Source organism: Stenotrophomonas sp. Steno-C18, from assembly GCF_056393195.1.
Genome location: NZ_JBWJOX010000008.1, coordinates 89,343 through 103,988, shown reverse-complemented (window position 1 = coordinate 103,988; position 14,646 = coordinate 89,343). Strand labels below are relative to the sequence as shown.

General features: G+C 69.7%; 12 protein-coding genes. 6 read left to right on the top strand and 6 right to left on the bottom strand.

Going from position 1 to position 14,646, the window contains the following annotated elements:
* Nucleotides 1-2 precede the first annotated feature (2 nt).
* A complete protein-coding gene (locus AC06FE_RS15815) occupies nt 3-1,844 on the top strand; it encodes a M56 family metallopeptidase (protein ID WP_478073582.1) in 1,842 nt (613 codons plus the stop codon).
* A 128-nt stretch (nt 1,845-1,972) separates the two neighbouring features.
* On the opposite strand, the gene AC06FE_RS15810 is transcribed toward AC06FE_RS15815, so the two are convergent.
* The 3 genes from AC06FE_RS15810 to AC06FE_RS15800 form a co-directional block, all read right to left on the bottom strand.
* Entirely contained in the window at nt 1,973-3,040 is a 1,068-nt protein-coding gene (locus AC06FE_RS15810) for a ribonuclease H-like domain-containing protein (protein ID WP_478073581.1), read from the bottom strand.
* Nucleotides 3,037-5,529, bottom strand: coding sequence for a DEAD/DEAH box helicase (locus AC06FE_RS15805; protein WP_478073580.1), 2,493 nt, complete (start codon nt 5,527-5,529; stop codon nt 3,037-3,039). Before AC06FE_RS15805 ends, AC06FE_RS15810 begins: the two co-directional genes overlap by 4 nt.
* 123 nt (nt 5,530-5,652) lie before the next feature.
* The gene (locus AC06FE_RS15800) at nt 5,653-7,863 is read right to left on the bottom strand and encodes an IgaA/UmoB family intracellular growth attenuator (RefSeq protein ID WP_478073579.1); all 2,211 of its coding nucleotides are present in this window, start codon (nt 7,861-7,863) and stop codon (nt 5,653-5,655) included.
* 478 nt (nt 7,864-8,341) lie between these two features.
* On the opposite strand from AC06FE_RS15800, the gene AC06FE_RS15795 reads away from it, so the two are divergent.
* Entirely contained in the window at nt 8,342-8,812 is a 471-nt protein-coding gene (locus tag AC06FE_RS15795; RefSeq protein ID WP_478073626.1) for a hypothetical protein, read from the top strand.
* A 67-nt stretch (nt 8,813-8,879) separates the two neighbouring features.
* Nucleotides 8,880-9,869: a 23S rRNA (adenine(1618)-N(6))-methyltransferase RlmF gene (gene rlmF / locus AC06FE_RS15790; RefSeq protein ID WP_478073578.1), complete on the top strand. Its 990-nt coding sequence runs from the start codon at nt 8,880-8,882 to the stop codon at nt 9,867-9,869.
* On the opposite strand, the gene AC06FE_RS15785 is transcribed toward rlmF, so the two are convergent.
* Complete coding sequence (locus tag AC06FE_RS15785) at nt 9,870-11,042, bottom strand: DUF3667 domain-containing protein (RefSeq protein WP_478073577.1); 1,173 nt, start codon at nt 11,040-11,042, stop codon at nt 9,870-9,872.
* Nucleotides 11,043-11,141: 99 nt separating this feature from the next.
* Entirely contained in the window at nt 11,142-11,585 is a 444-nt protein-coding gene (locus tag AC06FE_RS15780; RefSeq protein ID WP_478073576.1) for a nuclear transport factor 2 family protein, read from the bottom strand.
* A gap of 122 nt (nt 11,586-11,707) precedes the next feature.
* Between AC06FE_RS15780 and AC06FE_RS15775 the strand changes: the two genes are divergently transcribed.
* Entirely contained in the window at nt 11,708-11,992 is a 285-nt protein-coding gene (locus AC06FE_RS15775) for a hypothetical protein (protein WP_313255749.1), read from the top strand.
* Nucleotides 11,993-12,076: 84 nt separating this feature from the next.
* Here AC06FE_RS15775 and AC06FE_RS15770 read toward each other — a convergent pair whose 3' ends face one another.
* Complete coding sequence (locus tag AC06FE_RS15770; RefSeq protein ID WP_478073575.1) at nt 12,077-12,736, bottom strand: YceH family protein; 660 nt, start codon at nt 12,734-12,736, stop codon at nt 12,077-12,079.
* A 145-nt stretch (nt 12,737-12,881) separates the two neighbouring features.
* On the opposite strand from AC06FE_RS15770, the gene AC06FE_RS15765 reads away from it, so the two are divergent.
* Both AC06FE_RS15765 and pyrF read left to right on the top strand, forming a co-directional pair.
* Nucleotides 12,882-13,784 (top strand): 5'-nucleotidase, lipoprotein e(P4) family, encoded by a 903-nt coding sequence (locus tag AC06FE_RS15765; protein ID WP_446540985.1) that lies wholly within the window; start codon nt 12,882-12,884, stop codon nt 13,782-13,784.
* Nucleotides 13,781-14,500: an orotidine-5'-phosphate decarboxylase gene (pyrF, locus tag AC06FE_RS15760; RefSeq protein ID WP_478073574.1), complete on the top strand. Its 720-nt coding sequence runs from the start codon at nt 13,781-13,783 to the stop codon at nt 14,498-14,500. The genes AC06FE_RS15765 and pyrF overlap by 4 nt, the downstream gene beginning before the upstream one ends.
* Nucleotides 14,501-14,646 lie beyond the last annotated feature (146 nt).

Here is a 14,646-nt window from a genome sequence, read left to right as displayed (position 1 = left end):
TCATGGACAGCCTGTTCGAACTGCTGGGCAACCGCCTGCTCGCCACCAGCGTGCAGACCGTCGTGCTCACCGCGCTGGTCTGGGCGTTGTGCCGCTTCGTGCGGCGCCTGCCGGCCAGCACCCAATGCGCGCTGTGGTGGCTGGTCGCGCTGCAGGCGGTGGTCGGCCTGGTCTGGAGCGCACCGCTGCAGCTGCCGGTGCTGCCGGCGATGGACAGCACCGTCAACGTGGTGCAACAGGCCGCCGCTGCCGCACCGGCGCAGGCCAACGCCGCACCGGTGATCGTGATGCAGCCACTGCCGTTGGAGAGCGGCTGGTCCTGGCTGCAGGTGGTGATGGCGGTGTGGTTGGCCGGCGTGCTGGTGATGGCGCTGCGCACCTGGGTGGCCTGGCGTGCCAGCCGCGCGCTGCTGCGCCACGCCCAGCCGTGCCAGGACCACAAGCTCAACGCGGCCCTGAAGCTGGCCGCCGAGGCCCATGGCCTGTCGCGTGCACCGCGGCTGATGCTCAGCAGTGCCATCGACTCGCCGCAGTTGATCGGCCCCTGGCGGCCGGTGCTGCTGTTGCCGGCGCGTGGCCTGCCGCGCATGCGTGACGACGACCTGGACATGGCGTTGACCCATGAGCTGGTGCACCTGCAGCGCCACGACCTGTGGCTGGGCCTGATGCCGGCCCTGGCCCAACACCTGTTCTTCTTCCACCCGCTGGTGCATCTGGCGGCGCGCGAATACGCCATCGCCCGCGAAGCCGCGGTGGATGCCGCGGTGGTCGCCGGCGACCGCCATTGCCGCCAGCACTACGGACGCCTGCTGCTGCAGCTGGGCGTCGCACCCCGGCCCGGCGCTGGCCTTGCCAGTGCTTCGCCGACCTTCCTCAGCCTCAAGCGGAGATTGCTCATGCTGCAGAACACCTCTTCGTTCCCGCGCGTCGGCGCGGGCCTCATCCTGGCCGCGGTCGCGCTGGCGGGGGTGCTGCCGATGCGCCTGGTCGCCATGCCGGGGCCGCCCGCACCCCCGGCGCCGCCTGCAGCCCCGCTGGCACCGCCGCCGCCGCCGGTACCGCCTGCACCGGCAGCCGGCGCGTCGGTGGAGCACACCGTGATCCGTACCAACGGTGACCTGGATGACCTGCCGGTGCCCCCGGCGCCGCCCGCTCCGCCCGCACCCCGCGCGGCCAAGCCACCGGCCGCTCCTGCAGCGCCGGCTGCACCCGCGCGATCGCTGGGCACGCAAGGCGTGATCCACCTCAGTGATGACGGCGGCCGCAACAGCTACGTGCTGGTCAAAGGCAACCAAAGCATCATGAACGGCACGCTCGCCGACCTGCACCAGGCGCAGCGGCTCAACGATGGCAATGGCGTGATCCTGCTGCGCCGCGACGGCAAGCGTTACGTGGTGCACGATGCCGACACGCTGTCGCGCTTCCAGCAGATCCACCAGGAGACGCAGCGCATCGCCGACGAACAGGGCAAGCTGGGTGACCGCCAGGGCGCGTTGGGTGACCGTCAGGGTGAAATCGGCGAGCGCATGGGGGAAATCGGCGAGCGCATCGGTGAGATCGCCGCGCGCCAGGCCGAGCTCGCGCTGGCGCGCCGGGACGACGCATCGGCGCGCCGGGCGATGGAAGACGCGCGCCGCGAAGCGGAGAAGGCGCGTGCGGAAATGGACAACCCGGCGATGCGCGAGGAGATGCGATCGCTGGCGCGCCAACAAGCTGAGCTGGGCCGCCAGCAGAGTGAACTCGGCCGGCAGCAGGCTGCGGCGAGCCAGCGCGCCCGCCAGGAAGTCGAGCGCCTGATCGACCAGGTCATCCGCAACGGCATCGCGCGGCCGATCAACGGTTGAGGGGGCATGGGCCGGCCCGCGCTGCGGTGCCGGCCCATTGCGGCGTGCCGCCGCCGCATGCGCGGCATCCATCCCGTCCACCGGCAGGACGGCAGCACGCGGTAACGCCGCCTGCCGATGCCTGCGGGTCAGCCTTGCCCGGTCAACGCCAGCGCCGCGCGCTCGTCGGCCTCGGCCTGCACGAGCCGCAGGAACAGCTGCGCCAGCGTCACCACGTCCTGGTGGTTGTGCTCGCCGACGCGACGCAGGTTGCGCGCGCTGCCGCCGCGCAGGTAGTTGAGCCACGCCGCCGGTGCCTCGGAGCCGGGCAGGTCGTCCTCGCGGGCGATGCGCAGCAGCTGGCGTTCGATGGTCGCCAGCCGGCAGTTCTCCCAGGTGCCGCGATAGCGACGCCGTGTCGGGTAGAGCAGGTCCACATGGTCGAGCGCCGAGATCGGGTCCCCGCGCCGCGCCAGGCGGTAGCGGGTCTTCAACAACGGGGCGTCGTAGCTGCGGCCGTTGTAGCTGGACAACACGGTGGACGGCGACAACCAGCTGGCGAACCGCTCCAGCATCGCGCCTTCGGCCGCCATCGTGGACATCAACAACTGGCGCACGCGCAGGCCTTCGCCGCGCATTGCGTCGCGGTACCAGTCGGCGGCACCGATCATGAAAGCACGGGTGCCGGTGCCACCGGCCAGGCCGGTGGTCTCGGTATCGAAGAACAACAGGTCCTGCGCGGCGACCGTTTCATCCGGCCGCTTGCTGAAGGCCAGTGACAACGGCTGGGCGGGAATCGCCTGCGGAATGAAGGCTTCGATCAGGTGCAGGCCGGGCGCGACCTCGGTGCCGGGCAGGCTGCGGTCGACCGGCCCGCTGCGCTCGGCGCGCGGGGTGGGCGTGATCGCGCGGTTGCGCGAGGCCAGCAACCGGCGCAGGGCGTCACCGTCCTGTGCGCGCGGCGCAGTGGGTTTGTGCTGGATGGCATCGACCCAGTCGAACACCGAACCGCCTTGGCCTGCCTGTCGCAGGCGCGGCCCTGGCCGCGAAAGGGAAGATGCATCCGCAGCCGACGAAGCGCTTGGTGCAACCGCAGGTGCGGCCGCGGCCTCCACCGGCGCCGGCTTCGCGCCCAAGGGCGCTCCTGCCGCGGGAGTTTGCGGTGCATGGCCGGCCTGCGTGCGCAGCGCCTTCAGCTTGTCCAGGCTGATGCTCATGGCAGCAGGTCGAGTGCCTCGTCGGCCTCATCGGCCATGACCGGCTGCACCTGCTCGCAGCGTTCGGCCGACAGCAGTGACAGCACCCGCAACGCCAGCGCGCGCGGGGTGACGCCGTTGCCTTCTTCCTGCGCGGCCAGCACCGGGCCCACGCAGGCCGGGCAGCCGGCGGTGCAGTCGCAACGCTCGACCAGTTCCAGCGCGCGCTGCACCAGCTCGCCCTGGCGCAGCCACAGCGGCTCGCTCAGGCCGACGCCGCCGGGGAAGTTGTCGTACAGGTACACGGTCGGCACGAAGCTCTGCATCAGCTCCACCGCGCCTTCGCCGCCTTCCACGCCACGCAGCTGGCCGCGACCGGTCTGGTCGGCCACCGCGAACCACGCGCCATCGCCGTTGCCCACCGCCTTCTGCAGGTCGCGCGCATCGGCCATCACCGCCACGGTGGCGACGATGTGCAGCGCGTAGGCCGCGCCGAGGAAGCCATCGAGCGCGTCCTGCTTCTGCGCGAAGCTGCGCAGCAGCGTGGCCTGCGGCAACTGCCACCACACCGAGGTGGTGTGCAGCTCCTGGTCGGGCAGGTTGACCGGGCCGTAGCCGATGTTCTCGTGCGTGTAGTAGCGGATCTTCTTGTAGCCGGCCACGCGCCGCACCACGTGCACCTCACCGTGGTGCGAGTCACCGCGCCCGGCCACGTTGCCGTCGAAGCGGTCCAGTACCTTGAGCTTGGTGTAGTCGATGCTGTCGGTGTAGTAGTCCACGTGCGTGCGGGTGACGTAGGCCTTGCGCCCGTCCCAGTCCAGCCGCTCGACCTGGTAGGGCGTGCTCTGCACCATGTGGATCGCGCCTTCGTACAAGGTCAGCGCGGCGGCGGAGTAGTCCACCTCGGCGATGATCTGCTGCTTGCCGTCGCTGCGGTCCACCACCACGAAGTTGCCGTCGGCCACCGCGCGCAGGCTCACCGCGTTGGCCGGGTAGCTGTCGGCGATCCACTCCCAGCGGTCGCCTTCCTGGTGCACCACCTCGGTTTCGGCCAGTGCCTGCAGGAACACCAGCGGGTCGATCGGCCCGAACGGCTCACCGGCCAGGAACGGCAGTTCGAACGCCGCGCAGCGGATGTGGTCGAACAGGATCAGCGGCTGGTCCGGCGCGATCCGCGCGTGCTCGGGCGTGGCGTTGGCGAAGAAGTCCGGGTGCCGCACCACATACTGGTCCAGGGGTTGGCTGCTGGCCACCATCACGCCCAGCGCCGCCTGCTGGCGACGGCCGGCGCGGCCGAAGCGCTGCCAGGTCGCCGCCACGCTGCCCGGGTAGCCGTTGAGCACCACCACGTCCAGTGCGCCGATGTCCACGCCCAGCTCCAGCGCCGAGGTGCTGACGATGCCGTCGATGTCGCCGGCGCGCATCGCGCGCTCCACCTCGCGGCGCTCGGTGGGCAGGTAGCCGCCACGGTAGGCACGGATGCGCGCCGGCTTGCGCGGGTCGTTGTCGAAGATGTCCTTCAGGTACTTGGTCAGCACCTCCACCATCAACCGCGTCTGCGCGAACACCAGCGTCTTCAAACCGCTCTTGATCGCGATGCGCGCGATGCGATTGGCCTGCGAGCGCGCCGAGGCGCGCAGGCCCAGGTCCGGGTTGATCACCGGCGGGTTCCACAGCAGCACGTGCTTGGGCCCGGCCGGTGCGCCGCTCTCGGTGATCGCATGCACCTGTTCCTCCACCAGCGCCTCGGCATGCGCATGTGGGTTGCCGATGGTGGCCGAGCACAGGATGAACTGCGGTTGCACGCCGTAGAACGCGCAGATGCGCTTGAGCCGGCGGATCACGTTGGTGACGTGGCTGCCGAACACGCCGCGGTAGGTGTGGATCTCGTCGATCACCACGTAGCGCAGGTTCTCGAAGAACTGCGCCCACTTGGTGTGATGCGGCAGGATCGCCTGGTGCAGCATGTCCGGGTTGCTGACCACGATGTCGCCATGCAGGCGGATCGCCTGGCGCGCGTCACCGGGGGTATCGCCGTCGAAGGTGAAGGCCTTCACGCCGAGGTCGCCGGCGCGGTTGAGCTCCAGCAGCTCGGCCACCTGGTCCTGCGCCAACGCCTTGGTCGGGAACAGGTACAGCGCCTTGGCGTTGCCCTGCATCGCCGCGCTCACCACCGGCAGCGTGTAGCACAGCGACTTGCCCGACGCGGTGGGGGTGACGATGGCGACGTGCTCGCCGCGCTGGCTGGCGTCCCAGGCCTCGGCCTGGTGCGAATACAGCTGCTCGATGCCACGCGCCTTGAGCGCGGCCTTCAGCGCCTCGGGGACGTCGTCGGGGATCGGCGCGTAACTGCCTTCGCGGCCCGGGATCGTGAAACTGCCGGTGACCCGGTCGCTGTAGCGCTTGGCCAACCGCTTGCCGAGCAGCGAGCCGTCACGCGAGGGCAGGCCATCGGTGGTTGCCAGCGCCCGTTCGCTGGCTTCGGTGCGGGGAGCGAGGGAGAACGCCATGCACGCAACTGCCGATCAAAGGACGGCATCAAAGCACAGCGGCGTCTCATGTTGTGAGACGCCGCCATGCGTTGGCCTGGCGATGCACGGCGTGACTTCAGGTTGCCGCGCCGATGAGTGGCGTCAGAAGCGCCAGGGTTGCCCGGGCGGGGGCCGCCTGGCGATGTCCTGGGCCAGGGCGGTGCGGCGGGCAAGGGCCTGCCGCAGGCCTTGTACCAGCAGGTAGCCCTGGCCCAGGAGCAGGCCAAGGCTGAGCATCAGCAGCAGGCTGCCGGCGATGGCCGCCACGCCCCTGCTCGCGCCATCGGCGTCCATCGCCATCAGGTCCAGGTGCAGGCTGCCATTGTCCTGGTAGGCCGCCATGACCCGTGCCTGCAGGCTGAACGGGCTCGGTTGGAGGGACAACTGCTCGGACCGCGCCCATTGCACGAGCAGGTTGTCGGGCACCGCGCGGCCCTGCACGGCGTAGGCTTCGGTGATGCGCTGGTCGATCTGCTCGGTGGGCAGGACAGGGTCGTCCAGCGCGAGGATCACCCCGCCGCGCTGCTGTTCGAGCAGTGGCGTGCTCTGGCCGACCAGCGCCTGCTTGAGCGGCGTGCTGGCGAAGTCCCGGGTGAGGGTGCGGATGGCCTCCACGTCACCAGGGCTCATCTCGATGCTGTTGAATGCTGCCGGTATCTCGGCGGCCTGCTTGCGCAACTGCGCGGCCAGCGAAGGCCAGTCGTCCAGGGCCGTGTCACCGTCCGGCCCGTTGAACTGCAGGTCCAGCGTCCGCACCAGCGAGGTCTTCAGGTCGGTGCAGGCCGGGGCGTCGGTGGTGCAGGCGTCTTCCACCAGCGCGACGAGATCCTCCAGGCCGCGGACTTCCCACACTTCCCGCAGCGCGCTGAGCGAGAGCGTGTCCATCGCGCCCAGCATGGACGCCAGTGCGGCGTGACGGCTGGAGGGGCGGGTCCGCAGGTACTCCCCGCCATACAGCGCCAGCAGTGCGGGTTCGACCTGCGGGAACGGCATGCGCGCCGGGGTGCCGCCCCAGAGCACCTGGCTGCAATCGGCAATGGCGATGTCCTCCTGCCCGGGGGTGCGGTCGCTCACCAGGGCACAGGTGCCCTCCCCGGAGACCTTCAGGACATCACCCGGGGAGGGGCGATCCTGCAGCAGCCCCTGCGGCGTGGCATCCTCGCGCACCGTGCCGGGGATGATCGACGCCATGCCGGTGGTGAGCATGTTGCGCACGGATCCCTCGTCCGGCAGTGCCAGCAGCAGGCCGAACAGCCCGAGCAGGGTCAACAGCAGCGGCACGCCCCAGCGCGGCGCGGGAAAGCGCTGGTGTTCCTCGGCCAGCGACCAGCCTTCGCCCAGCCCGAGGACCCGGCCGTTGAGGCGGTCGACCTCGATGTGCATGTCCTCGCCGTAGGGCACCCGGTTGCTCTTCTGCCAATGCCTGGGCAACTGGACCTGCAGGTTGCTGCCCAGGAACGTGTGGCGCTGGGTGAGGGACGCATTGTTGGCCGCCTTCATCGCGAATTCGGCCAGGCGTCCCCTGGCGCGATCGATGCGCCGTACCGCGGGCACCACCGGTGGCGTGCGGCGCACGGCGCGCACGATGGCCACCGTGATGCAGGCCAGGCCGGCGACCAGGAACAGCAGCTGGACCGGCCTGCCGAACGCACAGGTGGCCAGCCACAACAGGAAGACGGCCAGCACGCAACACCACACGGTGGCCGAGCGCCACTGCCGGGGAAGGCGTAGCTGTGCCTCGACAGTGGTTTCATCCCGTTGTCCCAGCCATTCCGGTTCCGTCGCCGCCGCAACGGTCGTTGCCGGCGTGACGGGCGCGTCCGACGCCGTGGTGGTGAGGACCACCGGGGCTTCCTCCGGCGTGGTCTCTGTCCCGGTGGGAGGCGTCGCCCGCAGCGCGCGCCGGTAGCCGTCCACCACCTCGAAGCCATTGAGCTTCACCACGACGGCGACATTGCCGGAGATCACCACTTCGGCCTCGTTGTCCTCGGCCAGGAACGCCTCGGCGTCATAGGGCAGCAGCACCGTCACGTCATCGATGGTGTCGTGTGTGGTGCTGCTCCCGTTGGCGGAAAGCCCATGCTGGCGATACCGGCCGCGGATGCGTCGGACATCGGGCTTGAAGTGGAGCTTCTGTGCCTGCTGCAGGGGTGCCAGCGCGGCCAGTTCCTCCTCGCTCAGCGTCCGCAGGACCGGCTGCGTGCGCAGGGTTTCGAGCGCATTGCGGTCATCGGCGCGCCGTATCGCGTAGATGATGAGGCTGATCAACGCCCACGCCAGGAAGGCAAGCTTGGCCCATACATACCAGCTCATGGCCGCCACCCTGGGTGCGCTGCCAGACCTGCTTGCCCGTGATCCTTCGCCATGCCGGCCATCGTTCCTCCCTGGAACTATCGAATGAACATCCGTTGTCAGGTCCCTGCCCGGAGAGGGCGGATAGCCCCGTGGCTACAACCGATAAGTCTCAATCCGTAAATCGTGATCTACGGGTGATGTGGGTAGGGAATGCCGGATTTTAAGCACAGATTTTGGCGATTGGCACGGCGCAGCGCGGGAGGCGATGGCGATGTGTCTGGGTGAATGGCGTCCCTGGCAGGAGATCCACCGGGAGCGTGGGCCGCCGGTCTGCGGGTATCCCGCGGGCCGCTCCTTCTGCATCGATGACGGTGTCAGCTGGCCCGTCGCAACGAATTCTGAAGCTCGCATCCGTATCCTGCGCATGACCGGTAACGCGCATGAGGATGCTGTGGTGGCAACAGGTGGATGGCAGGGAGCAACCGTGGTGGTCGGCATGATGCTGGCCGGCGTGGCATCGGCGCAGCAGGCGGCCCCGCAAGCGGTCCCGCCGGCGCTCAGCCCGCCGCCCGTGGATGGAACGGCGTTGCCATCGCCGCCGCCGGCCACCGCCGGTGGCAATGTCACCACGCTGGGCGAGGTCCGCGCGATCAAGCCCGAGGACGACCAGCCGCTGGACCTGTACCGGTTCAAGAACCCCGTGCAGGCCGAGCCCAACCGCTTCAGCAAGAACTGGAGCGAGCCGCCCACGGTGGAGGAGGTCAGCCTGAGCGGCGGCTACGTGATGATGGGCATCTACTACGGCCTGGCCAAGGCGGCGCAGGGCTTCAACAAGCTGACCCATGCACCGGCGCAGATCCAGTCGGCCATTGCCCGTCCCCCGCCGGAGCTGACGCCGGAGCAGCAACGGCGTGCGGCCACCTTCTGCGCGCAGCAGGGCTGCGTGCAGCCGGCCGAGGGCCGCTGACGCAGGATGCCGGCCTGGCACGCTGGCCGCGGTACGCATCCCTGTCTTCCTGGCGTCTAATACGCGCATGAATCCCCCGCACCAACGTCCGCCGCAGCGGCAGGCGGCTGCCAAGTCGGCGCCCGCCAGCCCCCTGCACCCGCGCAATCGTCACCAGGGCCGCTATGACCTGGCGCGGCTGGTGGCCGCCAACCCAGCGTTGCGCCCCCACCTGGTCCGCACGCCGGCCGGCAGCCAGAGCATCGACTTCAGCAACCCCGTCGCGGTGCGTGAGCTCAACCGCGCACTGTTGGCCAGCGACTACGGCATCGCGCACTGGGATATCCCCGAGGGTTACCTGTGCCCGCCGGTGCCCGGTCGCGTGGACTACCTGCACGGGTTGGCCGACCTGCTGGCTGCCGATGCCGGTGGCAGCGTCCCGCGCGGTCCGGCGCTGCGCGTGCTGGATGTCGGGGTGGGCGCGAACTGCATCTACCCGCTGCTGGGCCAGGCCGAATACGGTTGGTCGTTCGTCGGCAGCGACATCGATGCCGGCGCGCTGCAGTCGGCCGGCGCCAACGTGCGCGCCAATGGCCTGCAGGGCGTGATCGAACTGCGCCAGCAGCACGCGCGTGGCCAGCTGTTCGAGGGCGTGCTGCGTCCGGACGACCACTTCCACCTGACCCTGTGCAACCCGCCCTTCCACACCTCGGCCAAGGAAGCCGCGCAGGGCAGCCAGCGCAAGGTGCGCAACCTGGGCGGGGCGGCCAGCCCCCGTGGCAAGGCGCCGGCGCTGAACTTCGGGGGCCAGGCCAACGAGTTGTGGTGCACCGGCGGCGAGGCTTCGTTCCTGCGCCGGATGGTGCGCGAAAGCGTCGATGTGCAGGCGCAGGTGCTGTGGTTCAGCTCGCTGGTGGCCAAGCGCGAGCACCTGGCCGACCTGCACCGGCAGCTGGCCAGGGCCGGCGCGGTCGAGGTGCGCGAGGTCGGCATGGCCCAGGGCAACAAGCAGAGCCGCTTCCTGGCATGGAGCTTCCACGCGGCCGGGCAGCGCCGGGCCGCGTTGCGGGGCGATTGATCAGGACGAGATGCCCGCCAGCACCGCATAGGTGACCACCAGCGACACCAGCACGGTGTAGATGCCGCCGATGAACAGGTAACGCAGCAGCGTCAGCACGACGTTGCCACCGTACACCCGCTGCTGCATCCAGATCAGGTACACCGGCACCGACAGCCACAACAGCACGTACACCACGTCGGTGGTGGCGTTGAAAACCGGGCCGGCCAGCGCGTTGCCCAGCCCGGCGACCAGGAAGGTGGCCAGCAACACCAGCATCAGCCAGGCATGGCTGTACAGCGCCACCACCAGGTGCTCCAGGTAGCCGATGCCGCGGCCCAGGTAGGCCACGCGCAGCACCAGCGCGAACACCGGCATCAGGAAGAACAGCGCGCCGGGCAGGGCGGTGAGCACGGCCTGCACGTACAGGTCGGTCTTGCCGCCCATGCGCGCGACGTTGGCGTTCGCGTTGTCCAGGCGATGGTTGAGCCACTTGTTGGCGAACCCCGGCCAACTGTCGATCACGATCGGGTTGGTCTCCGGGTCCCATGGCTTGCCACCGACCTGGTGGTTGAAGAAGCTGCCGCCCCTGCCCTGGGCGGTGCGCCCGGCCACCGCCGTGGCACGTTGCACGGCGTTGCCCGCCGCGCCCTGCGGCGCAGTCTTCGCCAGTTCGGCCAGGCGTTGCTCGGCGGCCGCGTTGATCGCACCGATGCCGATGCCCAGCGCAGGGCCGCCGGTGGCACCGTCGTTGAACTGCTGGCCCAGCCGGGTCAGCTCGGCATCGCGTCGCGCCTCCACCTCCTCGGCGGTCTGCGCCGTATCGAACAGCGTGGTGCCCTTGACGTGCCCACCAAAGTCATCGGCATGCAGGGTCAACTTGCCGACGAAGAAGGTGAACAGGGTGAGGATCACGAACAACCGCAGGGGCTGCACGTAACCCACCCGCTTGCCGCGGAGGTAGTTGAGCGCCACCCGGCCCGGGACCAGCAGGTCGCGCAGGGTGCGGAAGATGCGCCCGTCCAGGTGCCAGAACGACTCGAATACTTCCTCGATCGCATGCCCGACGTGCTTGAGCGGGTTGTGCGCGGATTGCCCGCAGGTGTGGCAATAGTGCCCCTGCAGCGAGGTGTCGCAGTTCTCGCAGGCACCGTGGGCGTGCGGGGCGTCTGGCAGGGCGTCGGGTGGGTTCATGGGTGCGGCAGGCAGCGAACAGAAGCTGCATACGATAGCGGGGTTTGCCTTTTCTGTTCAGGTGCCAGTCATCGAAATCGGCCGCGCGCCGGTACCGCGTCAGCCGCGCTTCTTGCGGTGCCACAGCGCGTTGACGATCACCCAGCGCCCGTCGAACCGCCCCAGCTGCAGATGGTCGATGAACCAGGGGCTTTCCAGCCGCACGGTGGCGATGTCCTCATCCACCGCCAGCACGGTGATGCTGCGCTGCCATTGGTCGCGTGGTGTCTTCAACGCGCCTTCGCGGGTGTAGCGGATCAGCTCGTCCGAGCTCATCCGTCCCAGCCCCAGTGTTTCGTTCGGGTTGGCCATCACGTTGCGCTTGGCCAGGTCCGGGTGCAGGGCGCGTGTCACCCGCGCCACGTCGCCTTCCAGCTGGCCGTCCATGTAGTCATGGGCAGTGGCCTCGATGGCCTGCAGGGTCGCCGCATCCGGCGCCGCCGATGCCGCGCCGGTCACCCACAGCATGCCCAGCAGCACTACCCGCATCGCACCCGTTCGCATGGCCCACTCCCGATGGTTGATGGCCCAGCCTGCCAGTGGTCGTGGCCGGTGCCATGGGCCGGTGGTCACCCCGGAGGCCATGCCTTACCGTGTGGCCAATGCCTGCAGGGAGATCACTGCCGATGGAAGCCGCCCCCCGCTCCGCCAACCCGTCCTATCGTTTCGGCCTGGCCGCGCTGCTGATGCCGCTGGTCAGCCTGCTGGTCGGCAGCATCGCGGTGGCGGTGATCCACGGGGGGCTGGAGGAACTGGCTGCCATGCTGATCACCGGCATCGGTGGTTGCGTGATGGGGTGCCTGCTGGCCCTGGTCTCGCGCTGGCGCCGTGAATCCAATGCCTGGCTGGGCTATACCGCGCTGTTCTTCAACGGCCTGCCGCTGCTGGGGCTGCTGGTGGCCTCGCTGTAGGAGCGGCCTTGGCCGCAAAGCACGCAGGCTTGCAACCGTACCGGTTTCGCGGCCAGGGCCGCTCCTGCGCGAGCGCGCGCCAGGTCAGCCGCCGATGGCGGCCTTCAGTTCGGCCAGCTGCTCCTGCAGCTCGGCCACGGTGGCTTCCAGCTGCTGCACGCGGGCTTCCAGCGCGCTGTCGCTGACCGCCGCCGGTGCAGACTTGTAGGTCTCGGCCAGGGCGTCCAGGTCCAGCGGGCCGCTCATCAGGTGCATGAAGCGGTCCTCGCGCTGGCCACCGGCGCGCGGCAACTGCACGACCAGGCCGCGCTGTTGCAGGCGGTCGAGCTGGTGGCGCAGGTCGGTGGCGTCGGCGAACCGGGCCATGCGCTCGCTGCGGGTGCTCAGTTCACCGACGGTCTGCGGGCCACGCAGCAGCAACAGGCCGAGCAGGGCAACCTGCTGGCGCGGCAGGTCCAGCTTGGTGCCGGCCAGGTGCTCGTAGCGCTCGGCACGCGAGGAGAAGTGCTGGCGGGCCAGGCCCAGTCCCTCGAGCTGGCGCAGCGCGTGCTGCACCTTGCCCGCGTCCAGGTTCATCACCGGCTCGCGCGCGGTCTTCTGGTTGGCCGCCACCTGGGTGGCGTTGACGGTCAGCGGGTAGGCGTCCGGGGTGGTGGCTTCCTTCTCGATCAGGCAGCCCAGGGTGCGGGCCTGCACGGGGTCGAGGATCGGGAAGCTGGGGGTCTGCGGGCTGTCGTCGGTCATGGTGGGTGTTCCGGTCACGCGGGGGCGCAAGGATAGCCGAGGCGGGAAAACCGGGGTCAGGCCCGGTCCGGCGCGGCTGCCGCCGGGGCGGGCAAACCGGGGAGCCGGTAAACTTGGCCGGTTTTCGCTGATCCCGGTAGTCTTCATGTCCCGATTCCCCGCCCTCGTCCTGCTGGCCGGCACCGCGTTGTCGCTGGCCGCCTGCACCGCCCCTGATCGCCTGCAGCGCCCGTCGGCGCCGGTCGCCCCGGCCGCGGTGGTCCCGGCCCCGGTGGCCAATGACAACCTCAACGCCGTGTTGTGGGTGCAGCGCTCGCAGGAGTACCGCGCCAGCGCCTTGCAGACGTGGAAGCTGGCTGGTGAACAGCTGGACCGCGCCCTGGCCGACCCGACCTGGACCGCGCTGCTGCCGGAGGAAGGGGGCACCCACCAGTCGGCCCGGCTGAAGCCGGCCGTGGTGGTGGACGTGGACGAGACCGTGCTGGACAACTCGCCGTTCCAGGCGCGCCTGGTGCACGACGAAGGCAGCTACAGCGACGCTGGCTGGGCGGCCTGGGTCGACGAGCAGAAGGCCGAGCCGGTGCCGGGCGCGGTGCGGTTCGCACAGCTGGCCGCGTCCAAGGGCGTGACCATGATCTACATCAGCAACCGCACCTCGGCGATGAAGGACGCCACCCTGGCCAACCTGCGCAAGGTGGGCTTCCCGGTGGCCGATGACAGCGTCTACCTGGGCCTGGGCACCGAGGTGCCGGGCTGCCGCCAGGTGGGCAGCGAGAAGGGCTGCCGGCGCCTGCTGGTGGCGCAGCAGTACCGGGTGCTGATGCAGGTCGGCGACCAGTTCACCGATTTCCTGCAGGTCCAGGACAACACCCTGGCCGCGCGCGACGCGCTGCTGGACAAGTACCAGGGCTGGATCGGCTCGCGCTGGTGGATCCTGCCCAACCCGACCTACGGCGGCTGGGAAAGCGCCGCGTTCAACAACGCCTGGTCGCTGCCGGCCGAGCAGCGCAACGCCGCCAAGCGCGCCGCGCTGGAGGTGGCCCGATGAGCCGTGCCCCGCTGCCGCTGCGCACCGATGAACGGCTGATCTTCGCGCTGGACGTACCGGGCAAGGTGCAGGCGCTGGAGTGGGTGGAGCGGCTGGGTGATGCGGTGTCCTTCTACAAGATCGGCATGGAACTGCTGGCCTCGGGCGAGTATTTCGACGTGCTTGATGCACTGGCCGCGCGCGACAAGCGCGTGTTCGTCGACCTGAAGTTCTTCGACATCCCGGCCACCATCGCCGGTGTCATCGGCCGCCTGTCGCAGTGGCCGGTCAGCTACTGCACCATCCATGGCTGGCACCCGGAGATGATGGCCGCCGCCGCGGCCGCCAACCGTTCGGACATGCGCCTGCTGGCGGTGACCGTGCTGACCTCGATGGGGCGCCCGGACCTGGCCCAGATGGGCATCGACCGCGAGCCGGTGGACGTGGTGGTCGAGCGCGCGCTGGCCGCCCAGCACGCCGGCATCGACGGGGTGATCGCCTCCGGCCAGGAAGCTGCGCCGATCCGCGCGGCCACCGGCGCCGGTTTCTCCATCGTCTGCCCGGGCATCCGTCCCGGTGGCCCGGTGGGCGATGACCAGCAGCGCACCGTGGGCGTGGCCCAGGCCTTTGCCGACGGCGCCGATGCCATCGTGGTCGGCCGCCCCATCCGGCTGGCCGCCGATCCGCGTGCCGCGGCCTTGGCGATGCAGCGCGAAATCGCAGATGTATTCAAATAAATCAATAACTTATTTGATGATTAATAAAGTATTGCTTTAACTGAAGTGGGCGCGTAGGCTACGCGTCGTCCGGCCCTGCCGGTCGATGTGTCAAACATGTCTACCGGCTCGCGCCGGCTTGAGGAGGTTCGCCACCGGCAACGGGG